This is a genomic window from Anoxybacillus sp. UARK-01 (assembly GCF_002075365.1).
GTDB lineage: Bacteria > Bacillota > Bacilli > Bacillales > Anoxybacillaceae > Anoxybacteroides > Anoxybacteroides rupiense.
On record NZ_NASY01000047.1, the window covers coordinates 261,385 to 277,996 of the forward strand.

19 protein-coding genes are annotated in these 16,612 nt (G+C 42.0%); 14 read left to right on the forward strand and 5 right to left on the reverse strand.

All coding sequences use genetic code 11. The features are described 5' to 3' along the window. Positions 1-137: 137 nt before the first annotated feature. The 4 genes from B6A27_RS18695 (at position 138) to B6A27_RS13450 (ending at position 3,950) form a co-directional block, all read left to right on the forward strand. Positions 138-314 (forward strand): hypothetical protein, encoded by a 177-nt coding sequence (locus B6A27_RS18695; RefSeq protein WP_156450475.1) that lies wholly within the window; start codon positions 138-140, stop codon positions 312-314. 259 nt (positions 315-573) lie between these two features. Then, a complete protein-coding gene (gndA, locus tag B6A27_RS13440) occupies positions 574-1,983 on the forward strand; it encodes an NADP-dependent phosphogluconate dehydrogenase (RefSeq protein WP_080862343.1) in 1,410 nt (469 codons plus the stop codon). 712 nt (positions 1,984-2,695) lie between these two features. Next, complete coding sequence (locus tag B6A27_RS13445; protein WP_066145682.1) at positions 2,696-3,202, forward strand: hypothetical protein; 507 nt, start codon at positions 2,696-2,698, stop codon at positions 3,200-3,202. Between the two features lie 124 nt (positions 3,203-3,326). Then, positions 3,327-3,950 (forward strand): hypothetical protein, encoded by a 624-nt coding sequence (locus B6A27_RS13450; protein ID WP_066145679.1) that lies wholly within the window; start codon positions 3,327-3,329, stop codon positions 3,948-3,950. Between the two features lie 487 nt (positions 3,951-4,437). Here B6A27_RS13450 and B6A27_RS13455 read toward each other — a convergent pair whose 3' ends face one another. Beyond that, positions 4,438-5,049 carry a cyclase family protein gene (locus B6A27_RS13455; RefSeq protein ID WP_044744431.1) on the reverse strand — a complete coding sequence of 204 codons (612 nt, stop codon included), beginning with the start codon at positions 5,047-5,049 and terminating at the stop codon, positions 4,438-4,440. Between the two features lie 23 nt (positions 5,050-5,072). Then, complete coding sequence (gene zwf / locus B6A27_RS13460) at positions 5,073-6,563, reverse strand: glucose-6-phosphate dehydrogenase (protein WP_080862344.1); 1,491 nt, start codon at positions 6,561-6,563, stop codon at positions 5,073-5,075. A gap of 163 nt (positions 6,564-6,726) precedes the next feature. On the opposite strand from zwf, the gene rnz reads away from it, so the two are divergent. Then, on the forward strand, positions 6,727-7,653 hold the full coding sequence (gene rnz / locus B6A27_RS13465) for a ribonuclease Z (protein WP_080862345.1): 927 nt from the start codon (positions 6,727-6,729) through the stop codon (positions 7,651-7,653). Positions 7,654-7,676: 23 nt separating this feature from the next. Then, positions 7,677-8,225 carry a histidine phosphatase family protein gene (locus B6A27_RS13470; protein WP_080862346.1) on the forward strand — a complete coding sequence of 183 codons (549 nt, stop codon included), beginning with the start codon at positions 7,677-7,679 and terminating at the stop codon, positions 8,223-8,225. Between the two features lie 79 nt (positions 8,226-8,304). Here B6A27_RS13470 and namA read toward each other — a convergent pair whose 3' ends face one another. Together namA and proI are read right to left on the reverse strand one after the other, a co-directional pair. After that, positions 8,305-9,354 (reverse strand): NADPH dehydrogenase NamA, encoded by a 1,050-nt coding sequence (gene namA / locus B6A27_RS13475; protein ID WP_236631844.1) that lies wholly within the window; start codon positions 9,352-9,354, stop codon positions 8,305-8,307. Positions 9,355-9,661: 307 nt separating this feature from the next. Further along, a complete protein-coding gene (gene proI, locus B6A27_RS13480) occupies positions 9,662-10,495 on the reverse strand; it encodes a pyrroline-5-carboxylate reductase ProI (RefSeq protein ID WP_080862348.1) in 834 nt (277 codons plus the stop codon). Positions 10,496-11,031: 536 nt separating this feature from the next. Between proI and B6A27_RS13485 the strand changes: the two genes are divergently transcribed. Both B6A27_RS13485 and B6A27_RS13490 read left to right on the forward strand, forming a co-directional pair. Next, positions 11,032-11,997 carry an MBL fold metallo-hydrolase gene (locus B6A27_RS13485; protein ID WP_066145667.1) on the forward strand — a complete coding sequence of 322 codons (966 nt, stop codon included), beginning with the start codon at positions 11,032-11,034 and terminating at the stop codon, positions 11,995-11,997. Continuing rightward, on the forward strand, positions 11,994-12,779 hold the full coding sequence (locus B6A27_RS13490; protein ID WP_080862349.1) for an SDR family NAD(P)-dependent oxidoreductase: 786 nt from the start codon (positions 11,994-11,996) through the stop codon (positions 12,777-12,779). The genes B6A27_RS13485 and B6A27_RS13490 overlap by 4 nt, the downstream gene beginning before the upstream one ends. A 104-nt stretch (positions 12,780-12,883) precedes the next feature. Here the strand turns inward: B6A27_RS13490 and B6A27_RS13495 are convergent, their stop codons facing one another. Beyond that, positions 12,884-13,081 (reverse strand): YqzH family protein, encoded by a 198-nt coding sequence (locus tag B6A27_RS13495; RefSeq protein WP_066145662.1) that lies wholly within the window; start codon positions 13,079-13,081, stop codon positions 12,884-12,886. A gap of 626 nt (positions 13,082-13,707) precedes the next feature. Between B6A27_RS13495 and B6A27_RS13500 the strand changes: the two genes are divergently transcribed. The 6 genes from B6A27_RS13500 to B6A27_RS13525 all read left to right on the forward strand — a co-directional run bounded on the left by B6A27_RS13500 (position 13,708) and on the right by B6A27_RS13525 (position 16,376). Next, positions 13,708-14,349: a hypothetical protein gene (locus B6A27_RS13500; RefSeq protein ID WP_044744994.1), complete on the forward strand. Its 642-nt coding sequence runs from the start codon at positions 13,708-13,710 to the stop codon at positions 14,347-14,349. Between the two features lie 387 nt (positions 14,350-14,736). Then, positions 14,737-14,985: a helix-turn-helix transcriptional regulator gene (locus tag B6A27_RS13505; RefSeq protein WP_044744993.1), complete on the forward strand. Its 249-nt coding sequence runs from the start codon at positions 14,737-14,739 to the stop codon at positions 14,983-14,985. Further along, positions 14,982-15,365, forward strand: a complete 384-nt coding sequence (locus B6A27_RS13510) for a sodium/glutamate symporter (protein WP_066145659.1) — start codon at positions 14,982-14,984, stop codon at positions 15,363-15,365. The genes B6A27_RS13505 and B6A27_RS13510 overlap by 4 nt, the downstream gene beginning before the upstream one ends. Before the next feature lie 98 nt (positions 15,366-15,463). After that, positions 15,464-15,799, forward strand: a complete 336-nt coding sequence (locus B6A27_RS13515) for an iron-sulfur cluster biosynthesis family protein (protein ID WP_044746549.1) — start codon at positions 15,464-15,466, stop codon at positions 15,797-15,799. Beyond that, on the forward strand, positions 15,792-16,031 hold the full coding sequence (locus B6A27_RS13520; RefSeq protein ID WP_044746547.1) for a YqkC family protein: 240 nt from the start codon (positions 15,792-15,794) through the stop codon (positions 16,029-16,031). Before B6A27_RS13515 ends, B6A27_RS13520 begins: the two co-directional genes overlap by 8 nt. Positions 16,032-16,157: 126 nt before the next feature. Then, the gene (locus B6A27_RS13525) at positions 16,158-16,376 is read left to right on the forward strand and encodes a YqkE family protein (RefSeq protein ID WP_066146519.1); all 219 of its coding nucleotides are present in this window, start codon (positions 16,158-16,160) and stop codon (positions 16,374-16,376) included. The last annotated feature ends 236 nt before the right edge of the window (positions 16,377-16,612 follow it).

Consider the following 16,612-nt stretch of genomic DNA (forward strand, 5'->3'; position numbering starts at 1 on the left):
TGGTGTGGATGGAGAATGGGATAAGAGAAAGAAAACTTGGGTATGGGTTTTTGCCTATACATTTTTTTCCTCCGCACATATCCTATATAGCGAAATGGCAAAAAAATAATGGAAATGACATGAGGAGGAATTTTATTATGATTATGGATGAAAGACAACAATGGCCATATGGATCATATCCAGGATATGGAGGAGGATATTACCCGCACTATCCGCATGGACACCATTATCCGTATTATCCACATTATCCGTACCACCATCATCATTATCCGTATTATCCTTCTTATCCGCACTATCCATATAGAGGATACTAAAAACGGTAAAGAAAAAGAGCCCGAATTTTGGGCTCTTTTCCTATTAGGCATAGATTCATCACTTGGTTCAATGATCAGGGTTCGTTCGATTCGTGACAAGGCAAGTCATCCATCTTGGATTGTTACAGCCATCGTTTGTTCCCTTTTTCCGTTATCTTTATATAAAAGCGTAAAAAATGCATTCACAAAACTTGAATGAGAAAATGGACTGTGGTATGTTCTTTCATGAACAATTAAAAATAGAAAGGAACGTTTTACGATGGCAAAGCAGCAAATTGGTGTCATTGGTCTAGCGGTAATGGGGAAAAACCTGGCCTTGAATATTGAAAGCCGCGGATATTCAGTGGCTGTGTACAACCGTTCACCGGAAAAAACGGATGAGTTTCTAAAGGAAGCCAAAGGAAAAAATGTAGTTGGTACATATAGTGTTGAAGAATTTGTTCAATCTCTTGAAAAACCGCGTAAAATTTTGCTAATGGTCAAGGCGGGAGCAGCGACAGATGCCACGATTGAGCAGTTGAAGCCACACTTAGAAAAAGGAGATATTTTAATTGACGGCGGCAATACGTATTTTAAAGACACACAGCGCCGCAATCAAGAACTGTCTGAACTTGGCATTCATTTTATCGGAACAGGCGTCTCTGGAGGAGAAGAAGGAGCATTAAAAGGTCCTTCCATTATGCCAGGAGGGCAACAGGAAGCGCATGAGCTTGTACGTCCGATTTTTGAAGCGATTGCGGCTAAAGTGAATGGAGAGCCATGCACCACCTATATCGGTCCAGATGGTGCGGGACATTATGTGAAAATGGTGCATAATGGCATTGAATACGGTGACATGCAGTTGATTGCGGAAGCCTACTTTTTATTAAAGAGTGTGCTTGGCTTGAGCGCTCAAGAACTGCATGAAGTGTTTGCCGAATGGAACAAAGGTGAATTGGACAGCTATTTAATTGAGATCACGGCCGATATTTTTACGAAAATAGATGAAGAAACAGGCAAGCCGCTCGTGGATGTGATTTTGGATAAAGCGGGTCAAAAAGGAACAGGAAAATGGACAAGTCAAAATGCGCTTGACTTGGGCGTTCCGCTTCCAATCATCACGGAGTCGGTATTTGCCCGCTTTATTTCAGCGATGAAAGAAGAGCGTGTGAAGGCGAGCCAGCTTCTTTCCGGTCCTTCTGTCGCTCCGTATGAAGGAGATCGAAAGCATTTTATCGAAGCGGTACGGCGTGCGCTTTATATGAGCAAAATTTGTTCATATGCTCAAGGATTCGCGCAAATGAAAGCCGCATCAGAAGAGTACAACTGGAATTTGCAATATGGCAACATTGCGATGATTTTTCGCGGCGGCTGCATTATTCGCGCACAATTTTTACAGAAAATTAAAGATGCGTACGATCGTGATCCACAATTGCCTAACTTATTGCTTGATCCGTATTTTAAAGAAATCGTCGAAAGCTATCAACAAGCGCTGCGCGAGATTGTTGCGACGGCAGCCATGCGCGGGATTCCTGTACCGGCGTTTGCGAGCGCTCTTGCTTACTATGATAGCTACCGGCTGGAGACGCTGCCTGCTAACTTGATTCAAGCACAGCGCGACTATTTCGGTGCTCATACCTATGAACGCATTGATAAAGAAGGAATTTTCCATACGGAATGGTTGAAGTAAACGAAAAACCCTTAGGGCAATTTGCCTTAGGGGATTTTTGATGGCATATATATTTATCTTAATGTTATTAATTTTTTGAATAAATAATCGACATGTTTTTTAAAAATTTTTATAATGCTCCTAAATCCGTAACGAGTCCACTTTGACTGTACTTCGTTTAATTTTATGTCTACCACTTTCCACAAGTATTGTTTGACCACTAATCAAGATTCATAGGAGAAAGCAAGCACTCGACAAGGACAAGCTCATCACTTGGAGTATCTGCTTCATCATAAAGTGAACGGGGAAGTCTTCCGTGATACCCACCTATTTGAAGAAGATTCATAAAAGCCAACTGCACTGTATCAATGGTTTACGAGAATTGTAAAGATGGTTCGTCACAGATTTAGATGCTCACTTGAGTAAATACATTTTTAGCATAATCCACTGAGAAATCTTTCACCTCTAAGTGAAGTGTAGGTGGGAGAGGGTTCGTCCTCATCCAATTCGCAGAGATCCAGAGTGCATCGCATACCATTCCACTCACTTCAGTAAAAAATACCTAGCAGTGACTGCGAAGCGCACCGTGGTCTATTATATATAAACAAAAATGGGAGTGTATGTATGAAATGTTGTCGAAAAAAATTTTTTTGCCCCCCCTGAGATGCCAAGGGACTTTGATAGACCAACATTTCTAGAGGGAGGTTCATTTTTATTGATAAGGAGGTATAAAATGGCTAAGTTCATTAAAAAAATAGTAAGTGTAATCGTACTGTTTGTTACTTTTTCTATGCTGGTTCCGATACTCTCTTTTGCTGCCTATACTAATAATGATGCGTTTTTCAAAAGTGGATTGCCAAAATATGTTGTTGGTGATTGTTATGTATTCGTTTCTGATTCTGTTTCAAACTATGGTTATAGTACCTATGTATCTAATGCTAAAAGTGGATGGGGAGGAATATCAAATGCAGATGTAGACTTTTGGCCTGCTGGTAGTGCAACAGACGCTGATATTAGGGTTTATGCTGGAAACTACGGATTGGACTATGCCGGTCTTGCACAACCTTACCAAGGCGATTCTTTGGTAACAGATCCAGATGCAACAACTACCAATTGGTCATTCGTGAAAATCTACTTAAATGATTATTATATGGATTATTATAACTATACAAATGCGAATAGAAATAAAACAACAATACATGAGTTTGGACATGTGCTAGGCTTTGCGTCACCAACCTAGTGGTACAATCTCAATCATGGTTCAAGGTAAATTATCTTATAGTGGTCCTCAAGAATTAGATAAATCCAATATAGCCTATAAATGTTAGTAAAAGAAATTTCTGGAGGGGGATATACGTATACTAATGAAGAAAAAACAGTTTATTTTTGGGTTTGTTCTGTTACTTGTGACAATAGCTGCGATGATAAGTTATTGGCATTTTTCAAGTGTAACTTACAATAATCAGAGTTCACAAACTAAAGTTGCCGTTTTAGATGCTGACTACGATTTGATGAATGACATTAATGAAGTAGATAGAAATGCTACTCTTATAGTAAAAGGTAAGTTTATAGGAAATCGAACTTTGAAAGAATGGGTTGATGAACCAACTAATACAGTAACTGCAACTGCTTCTAAATCTGAAATTCGAGTAGAGAAAGTTTTAAAAGGAGAATTGAAAAAGAAAGAAATTGCAGTTTATGAGCCAGCATACTTTATGAATGATACTTTTGTAAGTATTGAAGGGTATAATTTGATGCAAGAAAGACATAATTATTTATTGTTTCTAAAACCAATGATTGATGATGACACATATGTTATTGTTGGGATGTACCAAGGAAAGTATGACTTAGACTCACCTGATCCTGTAAAGCGTATTTCAAGTATTAAAGAATATAAGAACTTAAAGGATATTGAATATTTCGGTGATCATATTGAGGAATTTAACAAACTCAAAAAACAAGTAAAAGAAAAATATCAACTTAATTAAAACACGATAACTATTCAGATTATTGTTGAATAGTTTTTGAACTCCTTACATAATTTGTAAGGGAAGAGTAGTTATCTGTTATAAGTTAAGTAAAGTGAAAATGTAGCAGCAGTTGATGGAGGAAGTGGACGTGCTCTGCTCTTGTGGAGCAAAAACTATTTGGAAAAGTAGAAGTATCAAGAGTAGGATTTCGTAGCAAGCTGACTAATTATGAAAATATAGAACTGAACAATTTTATGAGGAAAATGTTAATTAGTGAGTAAGTAATATCGTGTTGAAATCATTACAGAACGAAAGCAGGCAAAAAGTAAAGTTAAATGATGAAAAGTGCATTTTGAATTAATGGAGACCGATAAAAAATGTACGGCTGTATTAAAAATGTTTGATATGAACCATCAAGAATTAAAAAACGTAAAATGATATAAATTATTGATTTTATTTTATGGATAGATTTTGTCCCCCTCACTGCATGATGAGGGGGGGTGTTTTATTGCTCAAACAAAAGAACACGTGCTGGCGCGGCATCGGTACCGACAAGTTTTAATGGGGCAGCGACCATCCAATATTCTCCGGATGGCACGTCTTTTAAACGCAGCCCTTCAATGACGATAATGCCGTGGCCGAATAATGTTTTATGAGTTGGATGTCCCGGTTGGCTGCGTTCAATGCCAAGGGCATCAATGCCAACGCCGCGAATCTGTTTTTCTGCCAAGTATTTCGCGGCATCTTCAGCTACATAAATAAACTCGAAATGGAACGCCTCTTCTAACGAATTTTTGGTTTTGAACAAGATGAAATCATTCTTTTGGATATCAAGCGCCATTAGATCTTCTTTTGAAATTTTATCTGTTACATGTGTAAGATCAAACAATTTGCATGCTCCTACTAGCTTTTCTAGCGGAATCGTTTCAAATGTTTCCCCATTTTTAACCATATGGAGCGGCGCATCGATATGAGTTCCTGTGTGTAAATCCATGTCAATCCGTGATTCGGTTACATAATCGTTCGTTACCGTCATCAGCTTCGGCTGTTTTTCAGGCTTGTTTTTATAGACGGGCATTCCCTCAAAAATCGGGGCTGTTACATCATACATTTTCATGGCGTTTCTCCTTTCATCCGACATTACTGTCCATTATAATGAATGGACCACCAATGGAATCCGTCTTTTTGCAGCAGCTCATCGGCCGCTTTTGGTCCCATTGATCCTGCTTCATAGTTTGGAAAATCAGCCGCTTTTGTGTTTGTCCATACTTCAGCAATCGGATCAATAAAGCTCCAAGATGCCGCTACTTCATCCCAATGAGTAAAATTAGTGGCATCGCCGCGCATGCAATCATAAAGCAACTTCTCATATGCTTCAGGAGTATTAATGCCGTCGATGCAGTTGTAGCAATAATCAAGCTTAATTGGCGTCGTCTTCATACTTTCGCCGCTTTTTTTAGCATTTAAATGCAACGTAATGCCCTCATCTGGCTGGATATGAATGACAAGCAAGTTTGGATGAACATTTTCACTTGTACGATAGTATAGGTTCATGGGCACATCTTTAAATTGGACTACGATTTTCGTTGATTTTTCTTTCATTCGCTTACCTGTGCGAATATAAAACGGCACGCCCGCCCAACGGAAATTATCGATCATTAATTTGCCAGCGACAAATGTCTCTGTATTGGAATCTGGATCCACATTGTTTTCTTCACGATAGCCGATCACTTCTTTTTCCCGAATGATTCCTCGTCCATATTGCCCGCGAACGAAATACTGTCCGACTTCGTCATGTGAGATAGGGCGAAGGGCACGAAGCACCTTTACTTTTTCACTGCGAATATCATCGGTTGTTAATTTGATTGGCGGTTCCATGGCCAGCAAAGCGACCATTTGCAGCATATGGTTTTGAACCATGTCCTTCAGCGCTCCTGAATGATCGTAATAGCGGCCGCGATCTTCCACCCCTAGCGTCTCGCTAGACGTAATTTGAATATTGGCGATAAATCGGTTGTTCCAAAGCGGTTCGAAAATGGCATTAGCAAAACGGATGACTTCAATATTTTGGACCATTTCTTTGCCCAAGTAATGGTCGATACGGAAAATCTCTTTTTCTGAAAACGCCTTGCGGATTTCCTTATTTAGATGCTGGGCGCTTTTTAAATCATGGCCAAACGGTTTTTCGATCACGAGCCGTTTCCATCCGTTTACATTTGTCAATCCTTCTGATTTCAGATGGGCTGTAATGGTGCCGAAAAACTCTGGTGCCATGGCTAAATAAAAAATGCGGTTACCTTCGATGTTGTATGTACTGTCCAAGCGTTCAAGCAGCTGCTTGAGTTCTTGATAGGAAGCGGTGTTCGTTACATCAAGGGAATGATAATAAAAATGTGAAATAAAGGCTTCATCAAGAAACTGCTGTTTCGTAGAGTGTTCAATGGCTTCGCTTACATAATGGCGAAAGGCGTCATCTGATAGTGAACGACGAGCGACACCGACAACAGCAAACTTTTCTGATAATTTTCCTTTTTGATACAGACTATAAATCGAAGGAAATAGTTTGCGCTTTGCCAAATCCCCTGTAGCGCCGAAGATAACGATCAGTGACTTTGGATTCACGTTGCTCACGATATGTACCTCGCTTTAGCTAAAATTGTCTCTTCAAATATTTAATTGTAGAGATTTCTGTTGCTGAACGCAAACATTTTCGACCCGAAAGGGAAAACAGTGTTGAATTGCTGCTTAAACATTGATACGCTAACAACAGACACATAAAGGAGAGGTGGGCTCATTGGAATTATCATTTTTAGGAACGGGATCAGGTGTTCCATCGAAAGGCCGAAATGTGTCGGCATTAGCTTTACAGCTGCTTGAAGAAAGAGGAGCGACATGGCTGTTTGATTGTGGTGAAGCAACACAGCATCAAATTTTACATACATCTATACGCCCAAGGAGAATTGAAAAAATTTTTATTACCCATCTTCACGGCGACCATATTTTCGGATTGCCGGGCTTGCTTGGAAGCCGCTCGTTTCAAGGCGGAGACACACCGCTTACCGTTTATGGGCCAAAGGGAATTGAAGCGTTTGTAGAAACAGCGCTTTTAGTGAGCGGAACACGGCTCAAGTATGATCTTGAAGTGATGGAGTTTGTCGAAGGAACCGTATTCGAGGACCATCAGTTTGTGGTGGCGGCGCAACTTCTCGATCACGGCATGCCTTCGTACGGGTTTCGAATTGTTGAAAAGGATTTGCCGGGCACGCTACTAGTAGATAAGTTGCGTGCACTCGGCATTCGACCGGGGCCGATTTATCAGCAAATTAAACAAGGGAAGATGATCACGCTAGAAAATGGCAAGGTGATTGATGGACGCGAGTTTGTTGGACCACCACAAAAAGGGAGAGTGGTGGCGATTATGGGAGATACTCGTTATTGTGAAGCGAGCATCGAACTGGCTAAAGAGGCGGATGTGCTTGTTCATGAGGCGACGTTTGGCGCAGCGGAAGCCCAGCTGGCGCACGATTACTTTCATTCAACGACGGTGCAAGCGGCAGAAGTTGCGAAGCGGGCGGAAGCAAAGCAGCTCATCTTGACGCATATTAGCTCGCGATATCAAGGCGATATGTGCGATAAGCTTTTGGAAGAAGCAAAAGCAATTTTTCCGAACACAGCGATTGCTTCCGATTTTATGTCGTTTTCCCTTGCTAAGAAGAAGTAGATGGGTAGAGAGGAGAAACATCAGTGGAAAAGCGTCTTTATATTGTTCGGCATTGTAAAGCAGCGGGGCAGGAGTTTACGGCACCGCTAACGGAGGAGGGAGGGCAGCAGACAAACGAGCTTGTGCATTTTTTCGCAGACAAGCCGATTGATCGAATTGTTTCAAGTCCATATGTTCGTGCAGTTCAAACAATTGAACCGTTAGCGCGTCAACGGAATTTATCGATTGAACGCGATGAACGCTTCGGAGAGTGCGTGTTATTTGGGGATGGCCAGTTTACGGAGGACTGGCTCGAAAAATTTGAACGCACGTTTGTTGATTTTGATCTGGCATACAGCGGTGGGGAATCGAATCGTCAAGCCATGGAACGAGCCAAAGCAGCTATTGGGGAAGTTTTGCAGGCGGATGCGGCGCATACCGTCATTGTGAGCCATGGCAATCTAACTATATTGATGTTGCATCTGTTTGACAAACGTTATGGGTTTGCAGAGTGGAAGAGTTTATCGAATCCGGACGTGTTTGAAATTGCCATATCCGCTGGGAAAGGAGAAGTCACGCGGATTTGGCGTTAAAATGAAGAGTCAAGCTCCTCTGGAGATTGAAGAGGCTTGACTCTTTTTTTATGTTGAGTGAAGGAAAAAAACACAGCCTTTACCACCCGCGCGTATACGGTATTGGTGCTTCGATGGATACGCCAAGTTCATTTGCGGCTGTTCTTGGCCAATATGGATCACGCAGCAATTCACGGCCAATAAAAATGAGATCCGCTCGTTTATTGCGTAAAATTTCTTCTGCTTGACGCCCAGAGGTGATAAGGCCGACTGCACCTGTGGCGATATCGGCGCCGTTTCGGATCGCTTCGGCAAACGGCACTTGATAGCCCGGATAGCTGTCAATGGAGGCCGGAACGACTGCTCCAGAGCTAACATCGACTAAATCTACGCCATCTTCTTTCATTTGTTTCGCATACTTGATGTAATCCTCGACGGTCAACCCCTCTGGATGATAATCGCAAGCGGACACGCGGACAAAGAGAGGACCATCCCATACTTCTCTAACGGCAGCAATCACTTCACCTAAAAAACGATAGCGATTGTCGAATGTGCCACCATATTCGTCTGTTCGTTTATTGGATAGCGGCGATAAAAATTCATTAATTAAATAGCCGTGGGCCGCGTGAATTTCGATCACGTCAAAACCCGCTTGTTTCGCACGGCGCGCTCCGTCTTGAAACGCCTGAATGGTTTCTTCAATGTCGGTTTTCGTCATTTCCCTCGGCGTTTGCATTTTTTCATTAAACGGAAGTGCTGAAGGCGCAATAATTTCTCCTTCAATCATGGCTTTTCTTCCTGCATGAGCGAGCTGGATGCCAATTTTGGCCCCTTGTTCTTGAACGAGTGCTGTGAGCGATTGGAGGCCTTTCACATGGTCATCGCTCCAAATTCCTAAATCGCGCTCTGAAATTCTTCCTTGTGGTGTAACAGCTGTTGCCTCGACGATAATAAGTCCGACTTGGCCGACGGCACGTGCAGGGTAATGGATGAGGTGCCAGTTGCGCACAGTGCCGTCTTGCGTATCGCATGCATACATGCACATTGGCGACATGACAATTCGATTTTTTAGTGTCACTCCTCGAACATCATATGGTGAAAAAAGCATGGTTCTTCCCCTCCAAATCGTATCAGTTTCAGTTAGAATCATATCATCTCGATTTGGAAAAGAAAAACATTTTGCTTCAATGCTTTAAGAATGAATCGTGAAGCTAAGAAAACTTTTTGTCACATCCAGTGCATGCAGAAGAGGGAGAGGCTTCCGTTCGGTCCTTTTCTTTCCGCCTGTATGAATCATTACAGTGCCAATCAGCTTCTGATTGTCGAGAGTCAGGAAGCTGGCTACCAATAGCTTGAAAGTTCCCCTCCTTTCAACAAAATGGAGGAGAGGGAGCGTCAAATGCTGGAGTGATTTCATGAGCTTGAGAGCGAGATGCTCATGCAGATGAACGAGATTTTTACCGATGGAGCGAGAGAAGGGCTTTTCCGAGCTCTTGAGAGCGTTCAGCTGCGCGTTTGATGCAGGAGATGACGGCTTCTTGATAGTGATAATGCTCAAGCACGCCGATACCTGCTTCTGTTGTCCCACCTGGGCTTGTGACTTCCTTTCTGAGCATAGCCGGTTGTTTGTCTGTTGTTCTTAACATATGGGCAGCTCCGATAATCGTTTGCAAAATCAAATCTTTCGCTACTTCACGCTCCAGCCCGATCTCATCGGCTGCCTTTTCCATCGCTTCCACCAAATAATAAACGTAAGCGGGGCCACTTCCGGAAAGCCCTGTTACCGCGTGTAAATCTTCCTCATTGACAGCCGTGACAATTCCGACGGTTTCAAATAATGCTTGAGCTGTGGCTAAATGGCTGTCATTTGCGTAACGTCCGCATGAAATCGCGGTGGCAGATTGTCCGATCGCGGCTGATGTGTTAGGCATTGCCCGCACAACAGCTACGGGCTTTCCAATAAGAGATACGATGGTATCAGTGGTGACTCCAGCTAATACAGAGATGATCAACTGATGCTCACCAATAGCATGAGCGATAGAGGAGATGGCTTCCGCCGCATCCTTTGGTTTCATAGCCAAGATCACAATATCCGCTTCTTTCAATGCCGTGTCCTTATTGATTTCCGTCCGTACGTGATAGGTTTTTTGTATATAGGCAAGACGTTCTGTATTGCAGCGATTGGTGACAATGATTTGTTCCGGCTGATAAAGCGTTTTTGTCATGCCAGCAATCAGAGCTTCCGCCATTGAACCGGCCCCCATAAAGGCAATCGTTGTTCTTTTTTCCATGTCAATCCCTCCTGAATTTGTTTATGATCCCAATAAAAAAGCCTTTCCCGTCCTCATAAAGGACGGAAAAGGCCTTGTTTTTCCGCGGTACCACCTTTGTTGGCACAAGCAGTGCCCACCTCATAGCCGGTATCGTCGGCTGGACGGTTAGGTTTTCCTAACAGCTCATGGGATAGGTTCAATGATGAAGAGGACAATGAAGCCTTTCAGCCTGTGGGCTTCACTCTCTTGTTGTCGTTCATCACTTACTGGTCCCATTCATCGCCTTGCATTTATGAAATTTAGCGTGAACGCAAAGTCATTTTCGATTGTTCAGCGAGCTTTCTCTGCATAAAATGGTTCCATCATCAATGCGCTTGATTTGTTTGCAATTATGCACTGAAAACAAGCTAGTTGTCAATAGGAAAAAGCAATTTTTTAGAATTTTTGTGCAAGTGATAACAAGAAAATGACAAATCGACAAAATGCGTGTAAACTTTAAACTAATATGAGCACTAAAATATTATGATAATATAATGACAAAGGGGACGTTATAAATGGCGAAAGAAACCATTTATCCAATAGTGGTGCCAACGCCGTTTGCCGTTGGCAATGTCAACATGTATCTAGTGAAAACGGATAGTTTGACGCTGATTGATGCTGGAGTTAAAACAGAGGAAGCTTGGCAGGCATTTAAGCATCAGCTGGCGGAGATTGGTTATGAACCCGCTGATATTGAGCAGGTGGTGATTACACATCATCATCCTGATCATGTCGGATTGTTAGACTATTTGCCCCATTCTGCTCTTGTTATCGGCCATCCGAAGGCAAGGCCGTGGATCAGCAAAGATCCGCAATTTTTAGCTTGGCATGAGCGTTATTTTCACCGCTTTCTCGTGGAGTGCGGACTTGAACCGGCTTCTCTCCATCGACTCCCTAGCTTTCGTCGTTCGTTGCGCTATTCGTGCGAGCGCTCGCTCGATATCGAGGTGCTCGAAGGAGAGGTTGTCGATGGACTCCCAGGCTGGACGGTATTAGAAATGCCGGGACATGCGCAAAGCCATATCGTCTTATATTGTGAAAAGGATGGCAGAATGATAGGAGGAGATCTTTTGCTTGCAACCGTTTCCTCCAATCCGATGCTAGAACCGCCGGATGAAGGGGAGGATGAACGTCCAAAACCACTTTTGCAGTATAACGATTCATTGCGCAAACTGCTGCGATATAAAATGACTCGTGTTATGGCGGGGCATGGCCGTGATGTGACAGATGTGCCTCCGTTAGTAGAAAGACGGTTAGCTAGACAAAAAGAGCGGGCCGAGCAAGTATGGAATATGTTGCAGCAGCGTCCGATGACCGCGTTTGATGTATGCCGGGAGCTCTTTCCGGCTGTTTATGAAAAGGAATTTTTATTGACGATGTCGGAAGCGGTCGGCCAGCTTGATTATTTGGAACAGCTGGGGGCTGTTATGAAGGAGAAGGAAGGGAACTTATATGTGTATAAGGCGGTGGCGATGCGTTGAGAATTGAAGGGAAGCAGATCGTGATTACTGGCGCTTCAAGTGGAATCGGAGAGCAAATGGCGTATGAGGTTGCGAAGCGAAAAGCGATTCCGATTTTGTTGGCGCGCAATGAGAAAAAGTTGGCTGATATGGCCGAGCATATTCAACAAACATATAGCGTTCCATGCCGCTATGAGGCGCTTGATGTAAGTGATATCACAGCGGTGGAAGCAACGTTTCACAAACTGTTGCAGGAGATGGAAATAGACGTGCTTGTCAATAATGCGGGATTTGGCGTATTTCGCCATATAGAAGACATTGATTTAACGGAAGCGGAAAAAATGTTGGAGGTCAATGTGCTCGGTATGATCGCCTGTACAAAAGCGGTATATTCTCATATGATTAACCGACGCAGCGGACACATCATTAATATTGCTTCACAGGCAGGAAAAATGGCGACACCGAAATCCAGTGTATATGCTGCCACAAAGCATGCTGTGCTTGGATTTACAAACAGCTTGCGCATGGAGGCTGCGCAGCATGGTGTATTTGTGACGGCCGTCAATCCGGGACCGATCGCTACGAGCTTTTTTGCGATCGCAGATTCATCGGGCAGCTATGTGAAAAACATCGAAAAATGGATGCTTCGTCCAGAAGCGGTTGCTCGCCGCGTGGTTGATGTGATGATGACGCCAACGCGGGAGGTAAATATGCCGGGCTGGATGAGTGTGGGAAGTCGCTTGTATCAGCTGGTTCCTAGTCTTGTAGAAAAAGTGGCAAAACGAGCATTTTTTCAAAAATAAGCTTCAACAAACGCGAATATGGGGACGCTCAGACAGCAAGAGGGGATATTGGCTTAGGGGAAGACAGCAGGGAAACCAAGCCATTCAGATGAGACAACGGTTTTTTACATGTTTGTAATGAACTCGTAGACAGCATCATGAACAAGCTCGTAGATGTCAGCGCTCCTATTTTTTTCTTTTTCTGCTGTGACATAGGCACACAGACGATGCCATTCGTCTTCATCAAGATTCCATGTTTCCGGATGGTAGCCATATTGGTGCAAAACATTGCGAATTAGTTTTCGCAGCCATTGTTCGTTCATCATGCGTATCTCCTTCTTACAGTGGAACAAGACCGATGTTCATTTTAAAACGGTCTGTTCTCTCTCTTCTTCCCCTTTCTGCTTTGACAGCATCGCGCTTCAGTAGGTAAAATAGAGGCAAATTGGCAAAAAGGAGCTTTTGTAGAAGTGAACATCCTATGGACTGACGAAGCGATTGCCGCCCTCGCTCCTATTGTAGCGAAAATGAGATGATGGTTAAAGTAAAAAGGATGATACTGATGGTTGTGATCATGAAATCGTTTATAGAGTCGATATAAAACCCCCTTAGCTTTTTAGGAATAAGGGGGAGTTTATAAAAATGAACCATTTTTCTTAAGTAATGGTACATTGTTTCCGGTTTTTTTGGCCGCAAAAGGAGACAGAAGCTTATGTGGCCTGATGTCGACTTATTTAGTAGAGTGTCACTAGCCACATAATAAGTCAAACAAACGTAAAATCTTATGACTATTTTAAGGGCGAATCGATAGGATCTTTGCCTTAGTGAACATGAATCATTTTTATCTTTATTAGTTCATTCCCCCTTCCGAACGTATGCATATCCGAATATTTTATAATGTCTTAATGGACAGATAGTTTTATATTATATCAAGGAAGAGGGATTTTTTATGTCATTTACTTTATATGGTGTAAATCCAAGCGACTTAATTATCTTGGAAGATTTTTTTCAAAATCAGTCCAAATTTATTTCTTTGAGCCAAAAGAATGGAGATTTTCAAGCGATGGTGGCTGCACTTCAGCAGAACGGATATACTGTATCATTTAAAACAGTCCGGACTGTTGAATTGCCTGTAGGGAAAGAGGATGCAGTAAATCCTGCCATTGATTTAATTGTTTACAATGTCTATGAAGAGAGCTTATTAGTTGGCGAAGCCTACATGGTTTCTGGTCCGAAACAATCTATTGCTTTTAGTGTAATTAGTAATCTAAACAGTACAACCTCCTATTATTTTATAGAGAATAATGCAGTTCAAAGAGTTGTGTTTGATAAGAATGGTAATCTATATGAGTCAACTATTGATATTAATTTAAATGATCTAAATAATGAAAGCATTTCTATTCAGCAATTATCCTGTGAAACAATTTGTACTGGGCTTTGTTCTGGGGGGCTGGCTGGTTCTATTCCACGCTGTGTTGCTGGATGTTTAGCTACAGGCCCAGTTGGTACTCCATTTTGTACGGTACTCTGTACATTATTAGTGACTTTTGGATGTGCGTATGGTTGTGATGCGCTTTGTCAGCTTATCTAGATTATATGTGTTGATGAATAAACAAAATTTTGTTGTTTGGAGATGGTTTATGTGCCTTATTTTCATAAGCTCAGATGAAAAGGTCTGACAGAAGCAAGATACGAAGTAAATTAAAAAGAGAAGAAAGCAATGGATTTCTGTCGGAAAATCGACCTGTATTGATATAGTCCCACATTCAATGAGGGGCTTTTTTGTTTGAGTGATAAAATCACCTTTGCTCAGAGATTTTTTGGGGAATATGGTGTCAGTTGCAGGCAGGATATTGATTTTTTAGAATATCTTTTTTCTATGGCCTATACACTCCATATGCAAAGTTATAATTATGTATGTAATATATAATTGACAAAATTAAAATATATGTTACTTTATTTAAGAGAGGTGTTATGGATGGTGAATGATCATATAAAAGTCAGAAATAGAGTTAAAATGGCTCGAATTGAAAAGGGAAATTTGACGCAGATAGAATTGGCAAAAAAAGTAGGCATAACAAGACAAACACTCAATCTAATTGAAGCGCAAAAATATAACCCATCGCTAAAAGTTTGTTTGCTTTTGAGTAAATATTTAGAAAAAAGCTTGGATGAGCTTTTTTGGCTTGAGGAGAATAACGAAAAAAGGAGTGGACTGAGCGAATGAAAAACCATGATTTTATGCTAACTCTTATTGGGTTTACTGTGGCTTTTGGAATTTTAAGCATCATCACCTATAAAATTCAATGGGCTGTTTTAGTGGGGGGGATCATAGGAACTGTCGTCACTAAATTAGTCAGAAAAATGAGCAGTAAGATACGCGATCAAAAAGATGAGATAGAGTACGATGAAAGAATCAATGATCATATGAAAAATTATATAACGAACACATTTTTTATTTCTAATCTTTTATTATTACTTTACTTAATTATGGGGAGCTATATATTCAAGATATCTTTCATTAATGCTGATTATTTAGCGCTATATCTGATTATCACCTTTATCATTGCCTTTTTTATTGTTCCGGAAATTGCGAAAAGAAAATAACGTGCTTTTGTCAAGATCCCTTCCCCTTTCTGCTTTGACAGCATCGCGCTTCAGTAGGTAAAATAGAGGCAAATTGGCAAAAAGGAGCTTTTGTAGAAGTGAACATCCTATGGACTGACGAAGCGATTGCCGCCCTCGCTCCTATTGTAGCGAAAACAGGGCGCCGGTTAAAGCTAAAATATGATACCGACGGCTGCGGCTGTGCCGTTAACGGCGTGCCGACGCTCTGGCTCGTCGATCGCGCTGATAAAGACGATATCGTGGTAGAGACGAATTTTGTGCCCATTTTACTCGAAAAATCTCGTCTCGTATTTTACGATGAAACGATGACGATTGATGTCGTGAAAGGCTCGGGTTGCTTTCAACTGAAGAGTCCCAATCAAATTTTAAATCCGCGTATGTCGCTTTTGGAAGTGAGTGAACAGCATGAATGATAAGCTAAAACAGATTGCCAACATTGCAAGACAAAAGACATGGGTCTCATTTTTGCATGAAAATGATCCATATAGTTTACTGCATTGGTCGGTTGCCGGCGTTTACCAGGAAAAAAAGGACGTTTGGCTGCTGCAGGATGAAATGACATTTGAAGCAACAGAGTTTGCGACGCTCGATGAAGCGATTGCTTGGCTGAATGAACATATGCCTCATATTACAGAAATTTTGTAAGCATAGGTCGTTGAAATGATGCCTTTAACATTATCGACCAAGCAGTCTCCCACCTCTAAGCCAAGCGAAGGCGGGAGTAGTTCAATTGTTGGAGGGGGAATAACAGTGGCGAAAAAAGCATCATCCATGAAGCAACAGGATGAAGCGATCACATTGCAAGATCGTCTACATGTGGATTTGTATGAACAGCTGCGAGCTAAAAAGAAATCGTTGGAGGAAGTCGAGCAGCGAAAAAAAGAGGAGGAAGAGGCGCAAAGAAGAGAGGAAAAAAGGCAGCGCGAAAAGCAAAAAACATTTGAAGAACTATTAAATGAAAGCAACCTTGATTGGCGCCGTTTTAAATAAGCCGCTGAATCCATCAGCGGCTTTTGTTATGTTCACCATAGAAAATTTATGTTAACGGATTTTATATCGGCGACCATTGATGATGGCACGCATGGACTCTGAAAAGGAAGAGGCGCCTGTTTGAGGACGGTCAGAGCTTGAAGCCGGATCATGGATCAGACTGTTGATCAACCGTTCACTCTGCGTCGCGGGCCTCGCTCGCCTATTTTTGCGAACGTTTCGGAACGATTCGCCTC

Coding starts and splice junctions, on each gene's coding strand:
- B6A27_RS18695 (WP_156450475.1), top strand. CDS start 138: ATGATTATGGATGAAAGACAACAATGGCCATATGGATCATATCCAGGA.
- gndA (WP_080862343.1), top strand. CDS start 574: ATGGCAAAGCAGCAAATTGGTGTCATTGGTCTAGCGGTAATGGGGAAA.
- B6A27_RS13445 (WP_066145682.1), top strand. CDS start 2,696: ATGGCTAAGTTCATTAAAAAAATAGTAAGTGTAATCGTACTGTTTGTT.
- B6A27_RS13450 (WP_066145679.1), top strand. CDS start 3,327: ATGAAGAAAAAACAGTTTATTTTTGGGTTTGTTCTGTTACTTGTGACA.
- B6A27_RS13455 (WP_044744431.1), bottom strand. CDS start 5,049: ATGAAAATGTATGATGTAACAGCCCCGATTTTTGAGGGAATGCCCGTC.
- namA (WP_236631844.1), bottom strand. CDS start 9,354: ATGATTCTAACTGAAACTGATACGATTTGGAGGGGAAGAACCATGCTT.
- proI (WP_080862348.1), bottom strand. CDS start 10,495: ATGGAAAAAAGAACAACGATTGCCTTTATGGGGGCCGGTTCAATGGCG.
- B6A27_RS13485 (WP_066145667.1), top strand. CDS start 11,032: ATGGCGAAAGAAACCATTTATCCAATAGTGGTGCCAACGCCGTTTGCC.
- B6A27_RS13495 (WP_066145662.1), bottom strand. CDS start 13,081: ATGAACGAACAATGGCTGCGAAAACTAATTCGCAATGTTTTGCACCAA.
- B6A27_RS13500 (WP_044744994.1), top strand. CDS start 13,708: ATGTCATTTACTTTATATGGTGTAAATCCAAGCGACTTAATTATCTTG.
- B6A27_RS13505 (WP_044744993.1), top strand. CDS start 14,737: ATGGTGAATGATCATATAAAAGTCAGAAATAGAGTTAAAATGGCTCGA.
- B6A27_RS13510 (WP_066145659.1), top strand. CDS start 14,982: ATGAAAAACCATGATTTTATGCTAACTCTTATTGGGTTTACTGTGGCT.
- B6A27_RS13520 (WP_044746547.1), top strand. CDS start 15,792: ATGAATGATAAGCTAAAACAGATTGCCAACATTGCAAGACAAAAGACA.
- B6A27_RS13525 (WP_066146519.1), top strand. CDS start 16,158: ATGAAGCAACAGGATGAAGCGATCACATTGCAAGATCGTCTACATGTG.